The organism is Sphingobacterium mizutaii (assembly GCF_900187125.1).
GTDB lineage: Bacteria > Bacteroidota > Bacteroidia > Sphingobacteriales > Sphingobacteriaceae > Sphingobacterium > Sphingobacterium mizutaii.
Genome location: NZ_LT906468.1, coordinates 3,984,565 through 4,005,269 on the forward strand (window position 1 = coordinate 3,984,565; position 20,705 = coordinate 4,005,269).

Below are 20,705 nucleotides of genomic sequence, written 5' to 3' on the forward strand. Positions count from 1 at the left end.
TGAAAGGGGCTAAAAAGGTCTCTTAAAAAAATAACCCCGTCATTAAAAAATGGCGGGGTTTTCTGTTTTCTGTCCTTAAGATTTAGTATCTTAAGGTGCACCCAAAAAACAATATGGCAAACATACAATTCAAAGCTCTTCCATCCAATAGTCCGAGTCTATTTCCTGAAAATATTTTTGAGCGCATTCCATTGGACCATCCGGTCCGCTTGGTGGACCAGGTTGTTGACCAGCTGGACCTGGATCATATCATCCGACTTTATAAAGGCGGAGGCACCACGGGTTTCCATCCCCGGATGCTCATCAAAGTGTTGTTCTACGCCTATTTAAGCAATATCTATTCTTGCCGCAAGATTGAACGGGCCCTACAGGAGAACATCTATTTCATGTGGCTTTCGGGCAACAGCACACCTGATTATCGCACGATCAACTATTTCAGGGGGAAGCGTCTCAAAGGGCAAATACAGGAGCTGTTTGCAGGTATCGTCCGGATGTTACATGAACTGGAGTACGTCAGCCTGAAAGTCCAGTATGTTGATGGTACCAAGATCGAATCTGCAGCTGGTCGCTATACGTTTGTCTGGAAGAAATCGGTTGAGAAAAACAAGGTAAAGTTAGAAGCGAACATCGCTTCGGTCCTTGCCGATATTGATGCGCAGATAACCCAAGACCAATCTTCATTAGGTAATCAAGAGGTTAGCAAGGCTATCGACAGCACTCAGCTGAAGGAAAAGATCAAAGCGATCAATGCTACGCTCAAAGGAGCGAATAAATCTACCGATAAGCAGCTCAAGAAGCTTGAAGAGGACTACTTGCCCCGATTGGAGAAATATGAAGAACAGCTGGAAATACTAGGGGACCGCAATAGTTATAGCAAGACCGATACCGATGCCGTGTTTATGCGCATGAAAGAGGACCACATGAAGAACGGCCAGCTCAAACCCGCCTACAATACACAGATCAGTACCGAGGAACAGTTCATCACCCATTATAGTATCCATCAGACTACCGCAGACACGACAACCCTACCGGAACATTTGGAAGGCTTTGAGTCCCGTTACGGAAAACAGAGTGAATCAATCGTGGCAGATGCCGGATATGGCAGTGAGCAGAACTATGAGTTGTTGGAAGGACAGGATATAACCGCTTTTATCAAGTACAACTACTTCCATATGGAGCAGAAGCGTAAGCACAAGCAGGATCCTTTTTCGGTACAGAACCTATATTACAATGATCAGGAGGACTTTTATGTGTGTCCGGCAGGACAGAAACTGAGCTTTGTCGGACAAACAACCAAGGTCAGTACCAACGGATATACCGCCCAGGTGAGCTGCTATCAAGCTCAGCGATGTGAGGGCTGTCCGATGCGTGGTGGATGTCATAAAGCCCAGGGCAATCGTCTGATTGAAGTCAATCACCGCCTTGCTTGGCTCAAGGCCAGAGCTAGAGAAAGGTTACTGTCGGCACAGGGGCTATACCATCGAAGCAAAAGACCCGTGGAAGTCGAAGCGGTATTTGGACAGATGAAAAGCAACAACAGGTTTACCCGATTTAGTATGAAAGGACTGGAGAAAGTTACCGTGGAGTTCGGCTTGATGGCTATTGCCCATAACCTAAGAAAATGGGCAAAAAAGTGGAAAAACAAAGCTTTTATTGGTAAACCAGGTGGCAAAAACTTCCTATTTGCGATAAATCAAGCCATCAACATGCTGAAAAGTACAAAACATCGACTTGCAGCTTAATATTGCTCATGAAATTATAATTGAGCTCCCGAAAGCTATAAAACAGAAGAAGGTGCCTTTTTAGACACCTTCTATATAGCATTTAAAAATTAGTCTATTAAATTTGAGGGTTGTTTTGAATTTCCACTTGAGGGATTGGGAAAGTCAACTTCTCATCATTGTATCTATAAGATTGACCAGGGAAAGAAAGGTGGTTTGAACCTCTAGTGATGGTCGCTTTATTACGTTTCATCGCTAGGTAACTTTTTCCTTCACCCCAGAACTCGATACGGGTCTGTAAATAGATTTCATCCTTCAAAGCTTGGCCAGAAAGGTTAGAAATATAGTTTACATCTGCTTTTCTTAGGCTCACTACTTTTTTCAAAGACTCTGCAGCAGAAGCGGCATTGTTCAAGTTCGCATAAGCTTCAGCGTTCAAGATCTGCATCTCATCCACACGCATATAGATATAATCCGTAACCACATTTCTTTGACCCATTGCTTTACGCTCTGGTGCAAAGAATTTATTGAGTGGCATTAAGTTTTTAGCGTTGAATTGAGATTTTCTCACGTCATCAGCAGGAATTTTGTCATAAAGACCTTTGTCGATAGTTTTAGGGTCACCCGCAGCTGCATAGCTATAGGTAAAGTAATCTACCTGTCCCCACCAAGAAACCAAGTCAAGGTTACTCGCTAAGGTCAAGTCAACACCCCACATCCAACTTGGTGTATTTACGTTGTTGAAACCAGACTCAGGGTTTGTTACAATACCATTTTCATTTAGAATAGCAGCAGATTCACGTTTTGTAGTTAAAGGGAATCCTCCATTGGCCAAGATATCATTGGTCAACGTAACTACTTGTTGCCAATCAGCTTGTGTACCTCTAGCACCTAATGCATAAGCTAACAAACCTTTTGCTACATATTTATTGATTTGATCTTTACTTGTTCTGTTGAAATTGTCTAAGTAAGCAATAGACGTATTCAAGTCAGAAACTATCAGGTCATACACATCCTTGGTGCTTGACAAAGGTTGGTTAGGCTGATCAGTAGATGTATAGATCGGTAAGATCATTTCAGAACCAGTACCATACTCTTTAGCGTATAAGTTTGCTAGGTAGAAATATGAATAAGCTCTCATCGCCTTAGCCTGACCCATAATATGTCTTTGTTCGATATCTTCAGCAGGAATTTCTACATCTGTACCACCCAAAGCATCAATTACCGTATTAGCTGCGAAAATGATCTTGTAGTAATATTTCCAAGCATGGCTAGCTTCTAATTTAGTATAATCAGTTGTCGTGATGTAACGAGCGATTTGATCATACCAACCATAGTTTCTTCCCGCCAATACCATATCAGAACACAACATGTCTGTATAGATGTCATAACCTTTTTGACCAAAGTCGTCATGACTCTCTTCATCAGCACCTTGCGCAGAGAATGTATTGTACATGGTTGAATAAAGACCTGCAATATTACCTTTTAACAAAGCAGGGTCTTGTTTTGCAGCTTCTTCCAACTGTTCGGTTGAAAGTTCTTCTGTTGGTTTTTCATCCAAGAAGTCTTTACTACAAGAAGCAGTAAACAACAGGGATGAAATCAACACTATATTTAATGACTTTTTCATTGTTTATCTAACTATTAAAATTTAACTCTTAAACCTGCACTTACAGTTGATAAAGGAGAGTATCTGTACATACTTGATGAACCAGCTTGGTGAGTTGAAGGATTGAATCCTTTTCTCGCTGAAGCGATGGCCAAGTTATCTGCAGAAACCCAGATTCCTAATGCTTTTGCACCGATAGCATCTAACACATTAGTTTTGAAGTTGTAACCTAATCTTACGTTGTTCAACATCAAGTAATTTGCAGATGTCAAGAATCTAGTTGATGAAGAGTTTACACCAACATCATTGTCATTATTCAATCTTGGAACATTGGTGATATCACCAGGCTGTTGCCATCTGTTGAACATATCTGTGTGCCAGTTGTTACCACCGATCACATCATTGTTCATTAAGATTGCGTAAGCACCGTCATAAGCATATCCACCTAAGCTATACAACATCTGTACGCTTAAATCGAAACCTTTGTAACCCGCTCTCAAGTTCACTGCACCTCTTAATTTAGGGATAGCAGATTTACCAACATAGTGTTGAGTTGCTTCTGAGTAAACGGTTGTAGTTCCTTCTTTGATCTCTTTGTTTTCAGGATTGTCGAACAAAGCCATTGAAGTGATCTGCTCACCAGTGTCAAATTGACCGTTTGCATTGTTGTCTGTATAGAATACTTTGAATTGGCTCTCACCAGTTTCAGCATCCACACCTACGAAATCTCTCATGTAGAAATCGTATAGAGAGTGATCTTTAGACCATCCATAAACACCTTGGATATCAATTTCCTTAGGTAAGTTTGTGGAAGGTTCGATAGGCATTTTAGTGATTTTGTTTTTGAAACTCTCACCGTTGATACCTAGATCTAAATAGTAATCTTGACCTTTAAGGATGTGACCTACCAAATCAAATTCGATACCTTGGTTTCTTAATTGACCGTCGTTTACTTTGATTGTAGGGTAACCGATTGATGGACCAACACCTCTATCGAAGATTAAGTTGTCGGTATTTTTCACATAGTACTCAACTGTACCAGAGATATAGTTACCTAATTCGAACTCGATACCTGTTTGGAACATTTTGGAAGTTTCCCAAGTCAAGTCCTCATTACCCTTAGTTACGAATGAGAATGCAGGGTTGTTGTTCAAGTTATCTACACTGTACAAGTCGTAACCTGGGTAGTAACCAACACCAGCTTGCTCACCAAGAACACCGTAAGAAACTTTATATTTCAAGAAATTGAAAATATCTTGGTCTTGCATGAAGTTTTCATTAGATACAATCCAACCAGCACCTAATGAACCAAAAGTTCCCCATTTATCTTTCTTGAACCTAGAAGAACCATCTCTTCTTACTGTTCCGGATAAGTAGTATTTATTTTTGTAATCGTAGTTAACCTGTCCGAAGTAACTTTCCAAAGCATAAGCTTCCGTGTACGATTTAACTGGGTTAGAAACGATTACGTTATTGAAATCAAGGATGTTGTTGTCCACTAAGTTGTAACCAGAAGCATTCAAGATATTGCTTTCCCACTTAACAGCCTCATGTGCAACCAATGCTTCCAATGAGTGATCACCGAAATCTTTTCTATAGCGCAATAAGTTCAATAAGTTGAAGTAGTTCAGCTCTGTACGACTTTGGTACAATGAACCGTTTTGAGATGCAGAACTTCCGTAGAATTTGTTTGCACGGTCATTGTAGATATTGTTATAGTACTGGATACCTAAAGAGTTTTCGAATGTCAAACCATCAATGATATTGAAGTTAACATAAGCTCTACCGTTCAATTCATTACGTTTATGACGTTTGATGTCATAAGTTGCATCAGCGATCGCGTTGGTTAATGAACCGAATTTACGGCCTGAGTTCGTTCCATAATCGTATACATAACCACCGAAGATGTTATCATCGATTTTGTTTCCGTTTTCATCACGCTCAAACAAAGGATAGATAGAAGGGATGTTGTCAACGAACCAGAAAATGCTTCCTGAGTCTTCCGATTGACCACCTGTATTTCTTTCCACTTTCGAGTAGTTGGTGTTCATACCCACTGTCAACCAGTTGGTCACTTTATGGTCTAAGCTCACACGACCTGTAAATCTCTCGAAATCAGAGTTGATTGAGTAACCTTTATCGCCTAAGTAACCGAAAGAGGTAAAGTAGTTTGTTTTATCTGTAGCACCACCGAATCTAACGTTAAGGTCAGTTCTTGCTGCGTTTTGGAAAGCATGATCTTCCCAGTTTTCAGGATCAAACTTTCTAGTTACATTGTTTTTAACCTTTCTAGTTACCGGATCGATTAGATCAGACACTGAACTTACGTTCCAAAGGTTGTTCAATGGATTGATACCTCTATCCGAGAACAAATATTCGTTAGCATATGCAGCACCATCTTCTCCAGCTAATACACCTTCGTTGTACATAGCTTCCCAGCTTAAGCCAATATATTCTTCAGGGGATTTGATCACATCATAACGAGGCAATAAAGACATGTTTGTACCGAAGTTAACATCAGCTTCAATAAATGAGCTCTGTCCTCTACCAGTTTTAGTAGTGATTACGATTACCCCGTTAGCACCTCTAGAACCATAGATAGCAGTTGCAGCAGCATCCTTCAATACTGTTACATTATCGATATCTGCATTATTGATGGAAGTAATGTTACCTGAGAAAGGCACACCGTCAACCACGTACAATGGGTCACGGTTACCGTTAACTGAACCAAAACCACGGATACGTACTGTTGAAGCAGTACCTGGCTGACCTGTAGTATTGGTTACTTGAAGACCAGCGACCTCACCAGCGATTGCCTGCGATACATTTGAAGTGTTTTTTTGTTGCAATTTCGTACCATCAACCTTTTTTGCAGAACCTGTAAAAGCTTCTTTGGTTGTGCTACCGTAACCCACAACGACAACTTCATCCAAAGACATTTCATCTTCTACTAATTGTACATTGGCAGTTGTTTGGTTAGCAACATCAACTCTTTTGGAAGTATATCCTACAAATGAGAAGTTCAATACCGTCTTACCGTCCGCTACAGTAATCGTGTAACCTCCATCTGCGTCTGTCTGAGTAGCAATACTAGTTCCCACTAGCGCTACTGATACACCACTTAAGGGTGCTCCGTCAGTAACCGAAGTTACCTTACCACTCACTTGACGATCTTGTGCGAACGCTACACTAATCATGCAGGTTAACACAAAAATTAAGCTGAGTAATTTGTGTTTCATAAATTTTGCTATTAATTAAAAGTTTTAAAACAGAGTCTGTTAAAATTTGTTAAACAGTCGACAAATATAGACTTACCTTAAATATTTCACAAATAAATTCCTATAACCTATTATTTTTATCAAATAGATAACAGAAAAGTTGAATTGTTAACTATTATAAGTTTCTACGTTAAATTTTATAATAATTAGCATCCATTTAATAGTTATTTGACTGAAATGAATAAAACTTTTTTAATATTAACGAGATTATTATTCTCTTATCCCACTGAATTACTGTTATTTAGAAATCAAGATTGAAAATTTGGTAAAGTATTGACACATTTAGATGTTTAAACAAGCTTTTAGGGGAAGTAAAATTATATACACGTTACGACATCAAAATACCTAGAGATCAAAAACGAAACATTCATCACGGCATGGACATAATTTCAAAACAACAGTCATAATCATGTTAGTTAATCAGAATATAATTTCGATTTATCCATCAAACACTTCTCACAACACGGTATTTATTGAAACTCAATAATTCGCCAAAAAAAATTTATTACATATAATATGTAAAATGCATGTTACTTTAAGATTATCTCTTGAATTTCGCTGTAAAAATGGGTGTTTGAACACAAAAACGGGTTTAAAACCTTTAAATCCACAATATTTCTTTAGGAGAAATATTACACACGATTAAAGAACAAAAGTATAATTCATTTCACAAGACCTTGAAAAACAGCTTTTAGGGAGTATGGCTGAGAAAAAAAAAAAAGGGATTGAACACTGTTCAACCCCGATTAATATAAAGGCAGTTTATCTTAGGGCTAAGCATTAACCGCCTATTACAAACACAATATTATTTAGTTACTTATTCAATTTCGGATGGAAGATCATTAGCTTCTACTCGATATATCTTAAGAACCATTTAAAAAAGGAACCGCCAAATCTGTGGACGGCCCCTTCATAGGTATTAATATTATTTAGTATCCCACCAAAGTCTGGTGTTCAATTCATCTGGTCCTTGTGCGGCTACTGCTGCTTCATAGTTTTTACCATTCAGACCAGCTTCCGTATTCGGGTATGCCTGACGAACCGGGATCTTTTTGTCGATGGACAAAGGAGCTGGACCAGGATGTAATTCTGGGAATCCAGTTCTTCTCCAGTCAACCCAACTTTCATAACCATTCGCCTGGTAGTTAGCCAACCATTTTTGGGTAATGATCAACTTCAAACCATTTGCTGCACTATAAGCTACACCACTTTGTGTATAATATGATGCCGGAGCAGTTACCCCTTGTTGCTGCATGGATGCTTCGATACCTTTTCTGTAAAAAGTAGCAGCGTCTCCAGTTCCCCAACCGCGGAAAGCAGCCTCAGCTAACATAAACTGAATTTGCGCATAGGTTGTGATTGGCAAACCATAGTTTTGAGCAGTGAATTTTTTACCGATCAACGAAACTGTTTCTTGGTTCAAATCATCATCCGCATTAGCCAGACCATACGGCATACCTTTATAACCACCACCTTGAACCACTTTTTCTGCGTAAACTGGAAGACGAGGATCTTCTAGGTCTTCTAAAGTTCCGATCATTTTCTCACTCACCGCATAATCCGTTCTCTTACCAACGAAATAGTTGTTGTAAAGTGGGTTTTGGTTATTGGCATCGTTCAAATAGGCAAAAACTGCATTGTCAGCATTACTAGCGATTGCACCTGCAGCATAAGCACTAGCAAATTCCGCTTTAGCTAAATTAGGATCAACATCCGCTAGGTGAATAGCAGCAACCATACGTAAAGAGTTGGCCCATTTTATCCATTTAGAAACATTTCCTTGAAAAAGGATATCACCGTTCAAGGCTTCACCAGGTTTTAACTGAGCAGCAGCTTCCTTCAATTCTTTCAATAAAGAAGCATAAATATCCTTTTGCGTATCAAATTTTGGCGTCAATACTTCTTTTCCTTTTAAGGCTTCTGAGTAAGGCAACATTCCCCATCTGTCTGTCATGTGCAGATAAAAGAAGGCTTTCAAAATTCTGGACACCCCAATTTGGTTATCTGTGCTTCCACCTTTTTGAACATAAGGCAAATTTGCAGTTGCTGGATCAGAGTTTAAATTCAGGATGGTCTGTGCATCCAATAATGGCCCATTGTAATAAGCTGAAAAATCATAGAACTTATTTTGGAACCTAGACTCATTGGTATATTGAATCTCGGCCATATATTGAGGATAAATATCCTTTGCCCAACCAGCGATACCGTTTCCTTGGTTACCAATTTGACGGATCACATTACTTATCAACAGCTCAGTATTCGGATCGGCTGGATTATTTGGATCTTTATTAATCTCTTCAAAATCTTTGGTACAAGAAACTGAAAGACCAATCAAAACAAATCCAAGTATTGTATTTAAAAATTTCTTTTTCATAAACTTAATAGATTTACAGGCTAAACCTTAGATTAAAACCAAATGTCCTTGTGTTAGGCAACTGACCACCTTCGAACCATGAACCTTCTAAGATGGAAGGGTCAAAGTTTCTGTTTTTAGCATAAATCAAGAATGGATTTTGTGCAATCAGGGTTAAGGAAACTTTCTTGAATGGAGTTTTACCAAACATTCTGTCAGGGAAAGTATAACCTACGTTGATTTCACGCATTTTGACATATGATGCATCATATACCCAGTTTTCCCAAATGTTACCTGAGTTCAATTTGTCTTGGTATAGTTGCTGAACATCTACATACACATCATTTTGAGAACCATCTTCTTTCACACCATCAAGGAGAACACCACCACCTTGATCAACTGGATCACGTTTAGGGTTTCCTTTATCGTTCACACCTGCTGTTTCTTCGTACAATCCAGAACCATTACCGAACATGGAAGAAATAGACATGTATTTACCACCTTTTTGAAAGTCTAGCGAGAAACCAGCAGTAATTCCTTTGTAGTTGAACTGTGAAGTTAAACCACCTGTGAAATCAGGAAGGATAGAACCTAGATCGATGTCACCAGAAGTAGGTACATAGAATCCGTCAGCTCCAACGATTTTTTCGCCTTTGTCATTTCTTTTGAAACCTGAACCCGTCAACATACCAAATGCTTCACCTTTACGAGCATTAACAGCGATAAGCGGTGCTCCTACGAAACCAAATGAGTTTCTAGTTCCATCTACTGTAACTCTTAAGTTGTTTACAACGATATTATTTACTGGATCTTCGTATAATTCAACAACTTTGTTTTTGTTGATACCAAGGTTTGCATTCAAGTTCCAGGAGAAATTATCATTTTTAATCGGTGTACCACCTAATGAGAACTCATGACCCCAGTTGTCAATTTGACCAGCGTTGATCGCTGTAGTCGCATATCCAGATGCTGAAGTTACCGTCAAAGGAATAATTTGGTCTTTTGATGAACGTGTGTAGTAGTTGTAATCAAAAGTCAAACGGTCATGGAAGAATCTTAATTCCGTACCTACTTCAATAGATGAAGATAGCGTAGGTTTAAGTTCTGTATTCACCAATTGGTTAGGAACTGTCAATAAAGGACTAGAGCCATAAGGATTTCCGATGGAATAAGTCTGTGCAACCCTGAATGGATCAGTATCCGTACCAACGCGAGCGATGGAAGCTCTTAATTTACCATAGCTGAACCAATCTGACTCAATAAATTCAGAGAACAAGAATGATCCAGACAAACCTCCGTATAAGTACGAGTTATTTTTCTTTGGTAAACTTGAAGACCAGTCATTTCTTGCATTAGCTTCTAAGAACAAGAAATCTCTGAAACCTAAAGTAATGTATCCGTATAAGGAGTTTACTTTATAATCGCTTAAGAAAGAGTTAAGAGTAGGTCTGTTTTTTGAAGCAGATAGGGTATACAAATCAGGAACAGCAAGACCACCAGCAGTACGTGCATCTGTATATGTACGTTTGTTTCTTCTGTTTTCAATGAAAACAGAAGCTGCAATATCAAAATCCTGAATTTTGGTTGTATAATCAAGACTTCCTACAAAGTTCAATTCTTGTTGATTGTTCAAGTATTGGTAGTACTCGTCTTGGCTAAGTGTGTTGGAAGCAATTCTAGAGTTTTGCTCACCGTTAAAGAAGTTACCACGAGCGATTGCAGAAGCTTTCCAGTGTTCATTGAATTTATACACTGCACTTACGTTTCCGTACAATCTTTTTCTGATATCTTTCGCTGTGTTTTTGTACACATGTGTATACGGGTTGTCCCAGTACTTAGGGGCTGTATTGGTTGGAGAGATCATGTTCCAGCTTCTGTACGTACCATCAGGTCTTTGGTAATCTTTAAGATCATCCATGTTCAAGTTTCTTGCAAACCATTGGTTGAAAGAACTTTGAGGACCTGAACTATAACCGTCGATAGGTGTATTGAAACGATCTTCAAAAATAAAGTTAAGGTTTGTGCTAACTGTTAATTTATCACTTAAATTCAAAGCTGCATTAGCACCTAACCAATGTTTGCCTTGTTTAGAATTAGGCATAACCCCAGTTCTGCTCAAATTGGTATAGGAAAGTCTTGAATTTAGATCGTCCGTTCTTTTTGAAACCGCTACGTTAGTACTTGCGGTAATACCTGTTTCGAAGAAGCTTTTTACGTTGTCTGGTTGAGGAGAGAAAGCAGCTAATTGGCCGAATTTAGGATGGGTTGGATCCCAAGCGTACCAAGGCGCGATCATGCTACCGTCCAACTTATGACCCCAGCTTTCATCTGCTGAGAAGTTGTAATATTTAGCACCATCTAAGGCTTTTAAATAATCAGCATGAATTGAAGGATCGTATTTAAAGGTAGAAAACTCTTGGTTGTAACCACCACCATATTCGTTTTGATATGCTGGTAAGCCATAAACATTTTCAAATGAAGTGGCTTGGTTTACTTCAATACCGATTCCAGGAGTTGCTTTACCCGATTTGGTTTTGATCACGACCGCACCTTCTGCACCACGTTGCCCGTATAAAGCAGTTGCTGCAGGACCTTTCAAAACGGATAGGCTTTCGATATCGTCGTTGTTAACATATTCAGGTCCCGTGATCACACCATCCACTACGTAGATAGGGTTACCTCCTGTCAAGTTATTAATACCACGGATACGGATAGCTGCAGTACCGAATTTAGCACCAGAACCGGTTCTGATTTGGATACCAGAAACTTTACCCGCTAGAGCAGTGTTTAAATCTGCTTGTCTAGCTTGGGTAAGGTCTTCGCCTTTTACTTGTTGAACCGAATAACCAATTGATTTTCTAGTTCTTTCAATACCTAGAGCTGTTACCACGACTTCTTCTAGGTCATTTTCTCCGCCAACTAAACGCACATTAATAGTTGTCTGAGAACCAACGGTAATGGTTTGGGATTCATAACCAATGTAGGTAAAGGTTAGTTTGCCATTCGCTGGTACGGAAATTGAATAATTTCCAAATTCATCAGTTTGTGTAGCGGAATTAAGATCTACAACTCTAACTGAAGCGCCTGCAATAGGGCTGCCGTCAGATGCCGCTGTCACTTTACCACTCACTTGCCGATCTTGTGCATGCACGACGCCAATTAGCATAGTACACAGCAACAGAACACTGAGTAATCTTTGTTTCATGTTTCTTGTTTTTAGTTAATAAAAATTGGGTTCTAATTTTTCTTGGCAAAAAGTTAGTATTGTTAAACTAGCGCCAAATCTATTTATATGCTGTTGGGGATGCAAAAAAAGGGCATTTATTTTTTGAAATTTTCGAAATTAAACTTAAAACACTATTAAAATTATATTTTATGCCATTCTTGGTTAATTGAAAAGGAGTGATTTTAATCATTTTTTATGTTTATTGAAAAATATTTCACTATTAATCATTAAATAAAATACACCTGCGTAATAAAAATTAATTTCATATAAAATATTAAATTAAATTAATTTTACAATAAGAAATTGTTAACCAAAGCTTATTCTTTTTTCCTAAATGCATTTTTAAACCCATTTTACCCAATAATCATGTACATTTGCGTATGCGTTTTGACATCATCACCGTATTACCACAATTATTGGACAGCCCTTTTGCCCACTCTATTCTTCAGCGTGCGCAAAAAAAAGGGCTGTGTTCCATCCATGTTCATAATTTGAGAGATTATTCCGTGAACAAACAGAAATCCGTGGACGATTATCCTTATGGTGGTGGATCCGGAATGGTCATGCAAATTGCGCCCTTTGCAGCGTGTATAGAGAAACTAAAATCTGAGCGCGAATATGACGAGATCATCTATATGACTCCAGATGGGGAGACCTTAAACCAAGGGATAGCCAATGGACTAAGCTCGGCTAAGAATATCATGATATTATGTGGGCACTATAAAGGGATTGACCAAAGGATCAGGGACATATATACCACCCGTGAGATTTCAGTTGGTGACTATGTGCTTTCAGGAGGTGAATTACCGGCGGCCATATTGGTCGACTCTATCGTCAGGATCATCCCGGGCGTGCTCTCGGATGAGACCTCTGCCCTTTCCGACTCCTTCCAGGATGGGCTGTTGGATGCGCCAATCTATACCAGACCAGTAGACTGGAATGGACATAAGGTGCCTGACATCCTTTTGAGTGGACATGAAGCCAAAATAACAGAATGGCGTCATGAACAACAACTTATCCGAACAAAACAAAGAAGGCCCGATTTGCTAAATGACTAAAAATCCTGCCTAATCTTTGCTTTTTTCACAAATAAAGTTTGAATATTCAATTTTTCTATTAATTTTGTGATGCAATGATGACTGTAATTCAATATACTAACCGTTGGTGGCTTCTGACTATATAAGTCGGGAAGGTGGTATATTTTAGATAAAAATTTTCATAATCAACCAAAACCACTGAATGGTAGCCCGACGAAATTCGTCGGGCTTTTTTTATTTTTGGAAACTATTAAACACTTATATGAACTTCAAATTCAAAACTAACCATAAGAAGATCTTAGCAGACACAACCACGCCTGTGAGTATCTATCTTAGACTCCGTGACACCTTCCCCAATAGCCTGTTGTTGGAGAGTTCGGAGTACCATAGCCGAGATAATAACATCAGCTATATCTGTTGCCAGCCGATAGCCAGCATAATCCTGGAAAACGAGGAACTCAGCATTAGCCTACCTAACCAAAAGAAAACCGTAAAGAACGCAAAAGACCTTAATTTGAGAGAAGAGGTTTCAAATTTCAGAAAATCGTTTGAAGCTGATGCTATTCCGGATGTGAACGTGATTTCCAATGGTCTTTTCGGATATTTCAGCTTTGAGGCCGTGGAATTCTATGAGGACATTGAATTGACTGCCAAAGAAAACAACAGACGGAAAATTCCGACGCTGCAATACCATATCTACAAATACGTCATCGCAATTGACCATTTCAGGAACCAGTTGCATGTGTTTGAAAACCTATTGGAAAACGAACCTTCTGATTTAGACAGGCTTCAATTCCTGATCCAGAACAAGAACTTCCCTGAATATACCTTCCAAGTAAAAGGTGAGGAATCTTCAAACATGAAGGACGAAGACTTCAAGGCCTTGGTCAATAAAATGAAGGAACATATACAGAGAGGTGATGTTTTTCAGATCGTTCCTTCAAGAGCATTTGAAACTCCTTTTTCGGGAGATGAATTCAATGTCTATAGAGCATTGCGTTCGATCAACCCTTCTCCTTATCTATTCTATTTTGATTATGGAGATTTTAAGCTCTTCGGTTCATCCCCTGAGGCCCAATTGACGATCAAGAATGATCAGGCGACCATCTATCCAATCGCTGGTACTTTCAAGCGCACGGGCAACATGGACCTAGATGAGAAAATCGCCGAGGAATTGAAGAATGACCCGAAGGAAAGTGCAGAGCACGTAATGCTGGTGGACTTAGCCAGAAATGACCTGAGCAGGCATTGCCACCACGTCAAGGTGAAATCCTACAAAGAGGCGCAATATTATTCGCATGTTATCCATTTAGTGTCCAAGGTAAGTGGAACCCTGAACCCAAATACCAATCCATTTGATGTGGTTGGAGATACTTTCCCGGCAGGCACCCTATCTGGTGCTCCAAAGCACATGGCAATCACCTTGATCGACCGATACGAAGGTCTGCAAAGGTCATTTTATTCAGGCGCTATAGGATTTATGGGTTTTAATGGGGATTTTAACCATGCCATCATGATCCGTTCCTTCCTGAGCAAACAGAATGTATTGCATTACCAAGCTGGAGCCGGCATTGTACTGGATTCGGATCCGGAAAAAGAATTACAAGAAGTAAACAATAAAATATCAGCTCTTCGCAGGGCTTTAGAATTAGCGGAAACATTATAATGAGCAAGCCAATATTAGTAATCGACAATTACGACTCCTTCACCTATAATCTGGTGCACCTCCTTCAAGAATTGAACGAGCGTTATGAAGTCGTTAGGAATGACAAGTTTGAACTCGAGGATGTCGAGAAATACGACAAGATCTTGTTATCGCCGGGACCGGGTATTCCTGAGGAAGCCGGCCTATTATTGGATGTCATCCGCAAATATGCACCCAGCAAAAGCATTTTAGGAATTTGCCTAGGACAACAAGCTATCGCTGAGGTTTTTGGAGCTAAGCTGTACAATATGCCTAAACCATTGCATGGTGTGGCAACCAGCATCCAGGTGACCGATCCTACAGAACCTATCTTCGAGAATTTCCCCGAGGATTCTAAAATCGGCCGATACCATTCTTGGGCGGTAGATCCAGACAGTTTAAATGAAGATTTAAAAGTCACTGCAGTAGACCCTAACGGCGTGATCATGGCTTTGAGCCATAGTAAGTATGATGTGAAAGGCATGCAATTTCACCCGGAATCCATATTGACAGACAATGGAAAGACCTTGATTGCCAACTGGATCAAAGGCAAGAATTAATTCCCTCTTAATTTGAAGAATAAACATGACCATATTAGATAAAATCGTAGCTAGAAAGAAAGAGGAAGTGGCAGATGCCAAGGAAAAAGTAAGCCTTTCGAATTTACAGGCCATGCCTTTGTTTTCATGCAGCTGCTATAACCTGAAAGAAAGCATCTTGGACCCCAACAGAACAGGGATCATAGCGGAATACAAAAGAGCATCTCCTTCTAAAGGATTGATCAACGGCACTTCTTCGGTACAAGAGGTGGTTTCGGGATATCAAGCTGCTGGAGCCTCCGCCATCTCGGTACTTACGGACAAGGATTTCTTTCAAGGCTCATTGGAGGATCTGACTGCAGCGCGTGAGGTTCTGCAAATACCACTATTACGCAAGGAATTTATCGTAGATGAATACCAAATCGCTGAAGCTAAGGCCTACGGAGCAGACATAATCCTGTTGATTGCGGCATGCTTGGAACAGCAGGAGATCAAAACGCTTTCGGAATATGCGAAATCACTTGGCTTAAATGTGTTATTGGAAGTCCATAATGAAGAAGAGCTTCAAAAGAGTATTTTCGAGAGCATTGATGCCATTGGGGTGAACAACAGAAACCTGAAGGATTTCAGTGTTTCCTTGGAGCATTCCTATGATTTAGTCAATAAGATCCCAAACCAATTTATCAAGGTCTCCGAAAGTGGGATCTCAGACCCTGAGACCATCAAAGCATTAAAAAAGGCAGGATTCAACGCTTTCTTGATCGGAGAAAACTTTATGAAAACGAAGGATCCGATGGCGGCCATACAGGAGTTTGTAAAACAAATCTAAGCTAAAAACCTGCAATGGAATCAATAGAACGGGGCGTCATCAAAATGTCTAAAATCTTGTGCCTCTTATCTATTGTCTATTTTTGTTTACCTTTGTAAAAATTTCAACAAATAATGTCGGTAAAGATAGGCGAACATATTGATTTAGGTGAGTTTCCATTGTTGTTGGCTCCTATGGAAGATGTCAGTGATCCTCCATTCCGTTACGTGTGCAAACAGAACGGCGTGGACATGATGTACACTGAATTTATCTCCTCTGAGGGATTGATCCGTGATGCAGCTAAGTCTCGCCAGAAACTTGACATATTTGAATATGAAAGACCTATCGGAATCCAGATCTTTGGATCTGATATTGAGCACATGCGTCAATCGGCTGAAATCTGTACCGCAGCGAATCCAAACCTAATCGACATCAATTATGGCTGTCCGGTTAAGAATGTAGCTTGCCGTGGTGCTGGAGCGAGTCTCTTGCAAGACATCGACAAAATGGTCGCGATGACCAAGGCCGTTGTAGATGCCACCCACCTACCTGTGACGGTGAAAACCAGATTGGGCTGGGACGACAACAGCAAAAACGTGTATGAAGTCGCTGAACGCTTGCAAGACATCGGTATCAAGGCATTGGCTATTCATGGTCGGACCAGGGCACAGATGTACAAAGGGCAGGCAGACTGGTCGATGATCAAGGACGTGAAAAGGAACCCAAGGATAAAGATCCCCATTTTTGGAAATGGTGATGTTGACTCTGTAGAGAAAGCGGCTGCTTGGAGACAAGAATACGAGGTGGATGGCATCATGATCGGAAGGGCATCTATCGGTTACCCTTGGATCTTCAGGGAAGTCAAGCACTTTTTCAATACTGGAGAACGTCTAGAAGGGCCAACCGTTTCTGAACGCGTGGATGTATGCCATACCCACTTGACCAAATCCATCGAATGGAAAGGTGCGAAAACGGGAATCTTCGAAATGAGACGACATTATGCCAATTATTTTAAAGGGATTCCAAATTTCAAGGACTATAGAATGAAACTGGTAAGCCTACAGGATGTTAATGAAATCCTGGAAGTACTGGAAGAAATAAGATTTAATTTTGCAGAAGAAGTCGCTTAGGAAAGCGACTTTTTTTATTCCAAATATTGACTATCCCCTTTTCAGGATCTTTAAAAGGGTATTTTTCTCTAAATAGATTACCGCCCCTAAAAAGGCAATAAACAGCAGGTTTCCTATCCAAAAATGTCCAAAATAGGCTGACCAAGAAACGACTAACCCCATTCCTAAATAGCCAATGATTTTCTTCGTATTATAGGGTATGGAATAATTTTGCTGTCCCCATATATAGGAAAGGCTGACCATGACCAGATAGGTGAAGGTAGTGGATAGGGCCGCTCCCAAATAAGAATACCTAGGAATCAATATGAGGTTCAAAACAATGGTTATGGCTGCTCCAATCCCCGATATATACAGTCCATAACGAGTTTGGTCGGAGAGCTTATACCAAATGGATAAATTCATATAAATACCCAGCAAAACGTAATTGAAAAGCAGAATAGGCACGATGAACAATCCTGACCAATAGGCACCTAGATTGTCCTTTGATCCCGGAATAAAATACTTTAGCCAGTCTAAATTTGCCGAAATGCCGATCATCACGACTATCATCGCGATGACAAAATAATCCATGATGGTGGCATAGGTTTTCCTGGCATTCTCATTCTTGGAATAAGAGAAGAAAAAGGGCTCTGCGCCTAACCTAAATGCCGTAACGAAGAGGTTCAGGAATATCGCGATTTTAGCGACAGCACCATATATCCCCAGATCTGAATCTCCCTGCTCTCCAGGAATTAACCGTGGGAACATGATTTTGTCTAGGTTCTCATTGATAATAAAGGAAATATTGGCAATCAAAATCGGAAAAGAATAACTCAACATACTTTTGATCAACTTATTGTCCAATCGGAACCTAAAGCCCATAATCTGGGGGATCAGAAGCAAAAGGGTAACTACACTGGCCACTAGATTGGCAATAAATACATTGCCTAACCAGCCTTCACGAAACCAACTAGCACTTATATCCCTAAAGAATTCGGAGTTTTTGTTCCATTCTGGTAACCAAGCCAATAAAATAAAATTGACAACAATAAAAACCAGGATATTGATCAATTTCACCAAGCCATAACGGATCGGGCGCCCTCCTGCCCTCAATTTGGCAAAAGGCACCACTGCGATCGCATCTGCAGCAATAATGAGTGCAAAGAACTTGACGTACATGATGTAGTCAGGCACATTTTTGCCCTCACTCAAAAAGTGCGCAATCGGCTCTGTAAAGGTAAATACAGACAACAGGAATATGGCTGTTGTAAATAGGGTAATCAAGAAACTATTGTCGAATACACGATCTTTTTCCACATCCTCCTTTTGCAGATAACGGAAAAATGTCGTCTCCATTCCAAAGGCTATGACAGCATTCAGCATGGATGCATAAGAGAAAAGATTGGTGAATATCCCGTAAATGGAGGTCGGAAACTTACTGGTAAAGAATGGGGTCATCAAGAACCCAAGCATTCGTGATAAGATGGTCGAGAGACCATAAATCATCGTATCGCTGACAAATTTCTTAACTACCGACACGCTTATATGGTTTTCTTAAGGACTTCAAAATTGCGGAACCCTTTGATCACATCAGATTCTTGATAATCCACATGGGATACTTCGGCATGCTCAGGACCCTCTTGGCAAAAGTCCAATAAAGACTCTAGGGCGAATCTATCGCCCTCAGCTTCTATATATACAGATCCATCCGGTTCGTTCTTCACAAAACCCTTTACCTTCAATTGATCAGCAACAGCTTTTGTAGAAGCCCTGAATAAGACTCCTTGAACTTTACCTTGAACCTTAATATTCCAATGTTTCATGAATACAAAGGTATAAGAAGAAATAGAATTAGAAACTATCTAATTCTTCTTACCTTAACTTTTGGATTAAGTTTGAAGGTATCCATCCCTTCCAATAGTACCAAACCTGGCTTCTTCCCAACTTCCAAAGACCCTAATTCGCTTTCTAAGTTCAATGCTTTTGCACCGTTCAAAGTAGCCCATTTGATGGTCTCATTGAAATCCAAATCTGGGAACTCTTTGTGGATTACCTTTAATTCCTCCAGAATATCCAAGGTATCATTCGATGCCAAACTATCGGTACCAATAACGATGTCATGGCCACCCAATAAGAAATTGTCGATTTTTGGAATTCTATCCTCGATATATAGGTTGGCTTTTGGACAGAAACAGAAATAAACAGATCTCCCCATTCTATCCACAAAGTCCAAATCCTTAATGGAGGTATAGGTATTGTGCACCAAAATCAATTTGTTCTTACTCGGAATATAAGGAAGAAATGATTGCAGGGAGTTTCTAGCTTGAGCCTTAAAATCTTCCAAAACCATGTCCATCTTTTTGAAAAACTCCAAGAATTCACCTTTTTTATAGCGGAAAAGCTTGTTCTCTTCATCACTTTCCTGATTATGGATACTGATGATATTATCTTCGCTGATAGCCTTCTTCAAGGTCTTAAACAAGAACTTGGATCCGGAATAAGGGGCGTGAGGGGTAATTGAGGAATGTTTATAATCAAAATGGAATTCAATTTCCTTAGCATTATCGATTCTAGTAACGACATCCTCTTTATTTGCTGCCATTACTTCTACGAATGTATGGTATTTGATAGGGCTGTTCTCCTTGATCTTAGCGGTCACTGCGGAGTTGACGTGGTCACCAACAGCTTGGATGCCGTTATCATACATCATCTTGTCAGCTTCTTCCATGGCAGCTTCTAATTTACTTTCATGGTTACCGCGTTCATTGATTACAGCAGAAAGAAATGAAGGTAATCCTGTACTCCTCGGCACAACACCTAATAAATGGGAAAGTTCCAAATGGCAATGAGCATTTACAAATCCAGGAATTAAAGCTCCTTTGAATTGTTCCACTAAATTTTCATCTATTTCACCTGGATTGAAAACACCTTTCACAATCCCTTGATCATCCATCGCGACAACCCCCCTTTTAATAGCAGGACCGGCAACAGGAAACACAACATCAGCAGCGTAATACTTCATAAGAAATTAATAGTTCCGTTTTTTTAAAGTTAGCGTAATTTGCCCATTGATGGCAATGTTGGCAATTTACAAAAAAATATAATGAGTTTAACTAATAAAATAATAATTACGAACTTGTTACAATAATATTTAAATTTTGTTTTATTTATCCAAAAGGTTAGATTTGCCGCATCGAATAGGGGTGCCTTGTTGTAAAACACAAATAAAGGCTGAGATTATACCCTGTATTTCAAGTTTTACAAGAAATACATACCTGATCTGGATAATGCCAGCGTAGGGAAAGGGCGGTTAAATAGAACTTGTTGTGACCCCTTACAGC

At 39.7% G+C, this 20,705-nt stretch carries 13 protein-coding genes; 6 read left to right on the forward strand and 7 right to left on the reverse strand.

Annotated features, from left to right (window positions below; genetic code table 11):
- The first annotated feature begins 113 nt into the window (after positions 1 to 113).
- Positions 114 to 1,742: an IS1182 family transposase gene (locus CKW03_RS17260; RefSeq protein ID WP_197700946.1), complete on the forward strand. Its 1,629-nt coding sequence runs from the start codon at positions 114 to 116 to the stop codon at positions 1,740 to 1,742.
- Positions 1,743 to 1,839: 97 nt separating this feature from the next.
- Here CKW03_RS17260 and CKW03_RS17265 read toward each other — a convergent pair whose 3' ends face one another.
- The 4 genes from CKW03_RS17265 to CKW03_RS17280 form a co-directional block, all read right to left on the reverse strand.
- Complete coding sequence (locus tag CKW03_RS17265; RefSeq protein WP_093101051.1) at positions 1,840 to 3,351, reverse strand: RagB/SusD family nutrient uptake outer membrane protein; 1,512 nt, start codon at positions 3,349 to 3,351, stop codon at positions 1,840 to 1,842.
- A gap of 14 nt (positions 3,352 to 3,365) precedes the next feature.
- The gene (locus CKW03_RS17270) at positions 3,366 to 6,569 is read right to left on the reverse strand and encodes a SusC/RagA family TonB-linked outer membrane protein (RefSeq protein ID WP_093101052.1); all 3,204 of its coding nucleotides are present in this window, start codon (positions 6,567 to 6,569) and stop codon (positions 3,366 to 3,368) included.
- 964 nt (positions 6,570 to 7,533) lie between these two features.
- A complete protein-coding gene (locus CKW03_RS17275; RefSeq protein ID WP_093101054.1) occupies positions 7,534 to 8,982 on the reverse strand; it encodes a SusD/RagB family nutrient-binding outer membrane lipoprotein in 1,449 nt (482 codons plus the stop codon).
- A 13-nt stretch (positions 8,983 to 8,995) separates the two neighbouring features.
- Complete coding sequence (locus CKW03_RS17280; RefSeq protein ID WP_093101055.1) at positions 8,996 to 12,166, reverse strand: SusC/RagA family TonB-linked outer membrane protein; 3,171 nt, start codon at positions 12,164 to 12,166, stop codon at positions 8,996 to 8,998.
- A 401-nt stretch (positions 12,167 to 12,567) separates the two neighbouring features.
- Between CKW03_RS17280 and trmD the strand changes: the two genes are divergently transcribed.
- The 5 genes from trmD to dusB all read left to right on the forward strand — a co-directional run bounded on the left by trmD (position 12,568) and on the right by dusB (position 17,385).
- Positions 12,568 to 13,245: a tRNA (guanosine(37)-N1)-methyltransferase TrmD gene (trmD, locus tag CKW03_RS17285; protein ID WP_093101057.1), complete on the forward strand. Its 678-nt coding sequence runs from the start codon at positions 12,568 to 12,570 to the stop codon at positions 13,243 to 13,245.
- A gap of 241 nt (positions 13,246 to 13,486) precedes the next feature.
- Positions 13,487 to 14,890 (forward strand): anthranilate synthase component I family protein, encoded by a 1,404-nt coding sequence (locus CKW03_RS17290; RefSeq protein WP_093101058.1) that lies wholly within the window; start codon positions 13,487 to 13,489, stop codon positions 14,888 to 14,890.
- The gene (locus CKW03_RS17295) at positions 14,890 to 15,468 is read left to right on the forward strand and encodes an anthranilate synthase component II (RefSeq protein ID WP_093101060.1); all 579 of its coding nucleotides are present in this window, start codon (positions 14,890 to 14,892) and stop codon (positions 15,466 to 15,468) included. Before CKW03_RS17290 ends, CKW03_RS17295 begins: the two co-directional genes overlap by 1 nt.
- A gap of 25 nt (positions 15,469 to 15,493) precedes the next feature.
- On the forward strand, positions 15,494 to 16,276 hold the full coding sequence (gene trpC, locus CKW03_RS17300) for an indole-3-glycerol phosphate synthase TrpC (RefSeq protein ID WP_093101061.1): 783 nt from the start codon (positions 15,494 to 15,496) through the stop codon (positions 16,274 to 16,276).
- Positions 16,277 to 16,389: 113 nt separating this feature from the next.
- A complete protein-coding gene (dusB, locus tag CKW03_RS17305) occupies positions 16,390 to 17,385 on the forward strand; it encodes a tRNA dihydrouridine synthase DusB (protein WP_093101063.1) in 996 nt (331 codons plus the stop codon).
- Between the two features lie 30 nt (positions 17,386 to 17,415).
- On the opposite strand, the gene CKW03_RS17310 is transcribed toward dusB, so the two are convergent.
- The 3 genes from CKW03_RS17310 to CKW03_RS17320 are packed head-to-tail and all read right to left on the reverse strand — an operon-like array spanning position 17,416 to position 20,386.
- A complete protein-coding gene (locus CKW03_RS17310) occupies positions 17,416 to 18,903 on the reverse strand; it encodes an oligosaccharide flippase family protein (protein WP_236736573.1) in 1,488 nt (495 codons plus the stop codon).
- 2 nt (positions 18,904 to 18,905) lie between these two features.
- A complete protein-coding gene (locus CKW03_RS17315) occupies positions 18,906 to 19,187 on the reverse strand; it encodes an acylphosphatase (RefSeq protein WP_093101064.1) in 282 nt (93 codons plus the stop codon).
- A gap of 35 nt (positions 19,188 to 19,222) precedes the next feature.
- Positions 19,223 to 20,386: an amidohydrolase family protein gene (locus CKW03_RS17320; protein WP_093101066.1), complete on the reverse strand. Its 1,164-nt coding sequence runs from the start codon at positions 20,384 to 20,386 to the stop codon at positions 19,223 to 19,225.
- Positions 20,387 to 20,705: the final 319 nt, after the last annotated feature.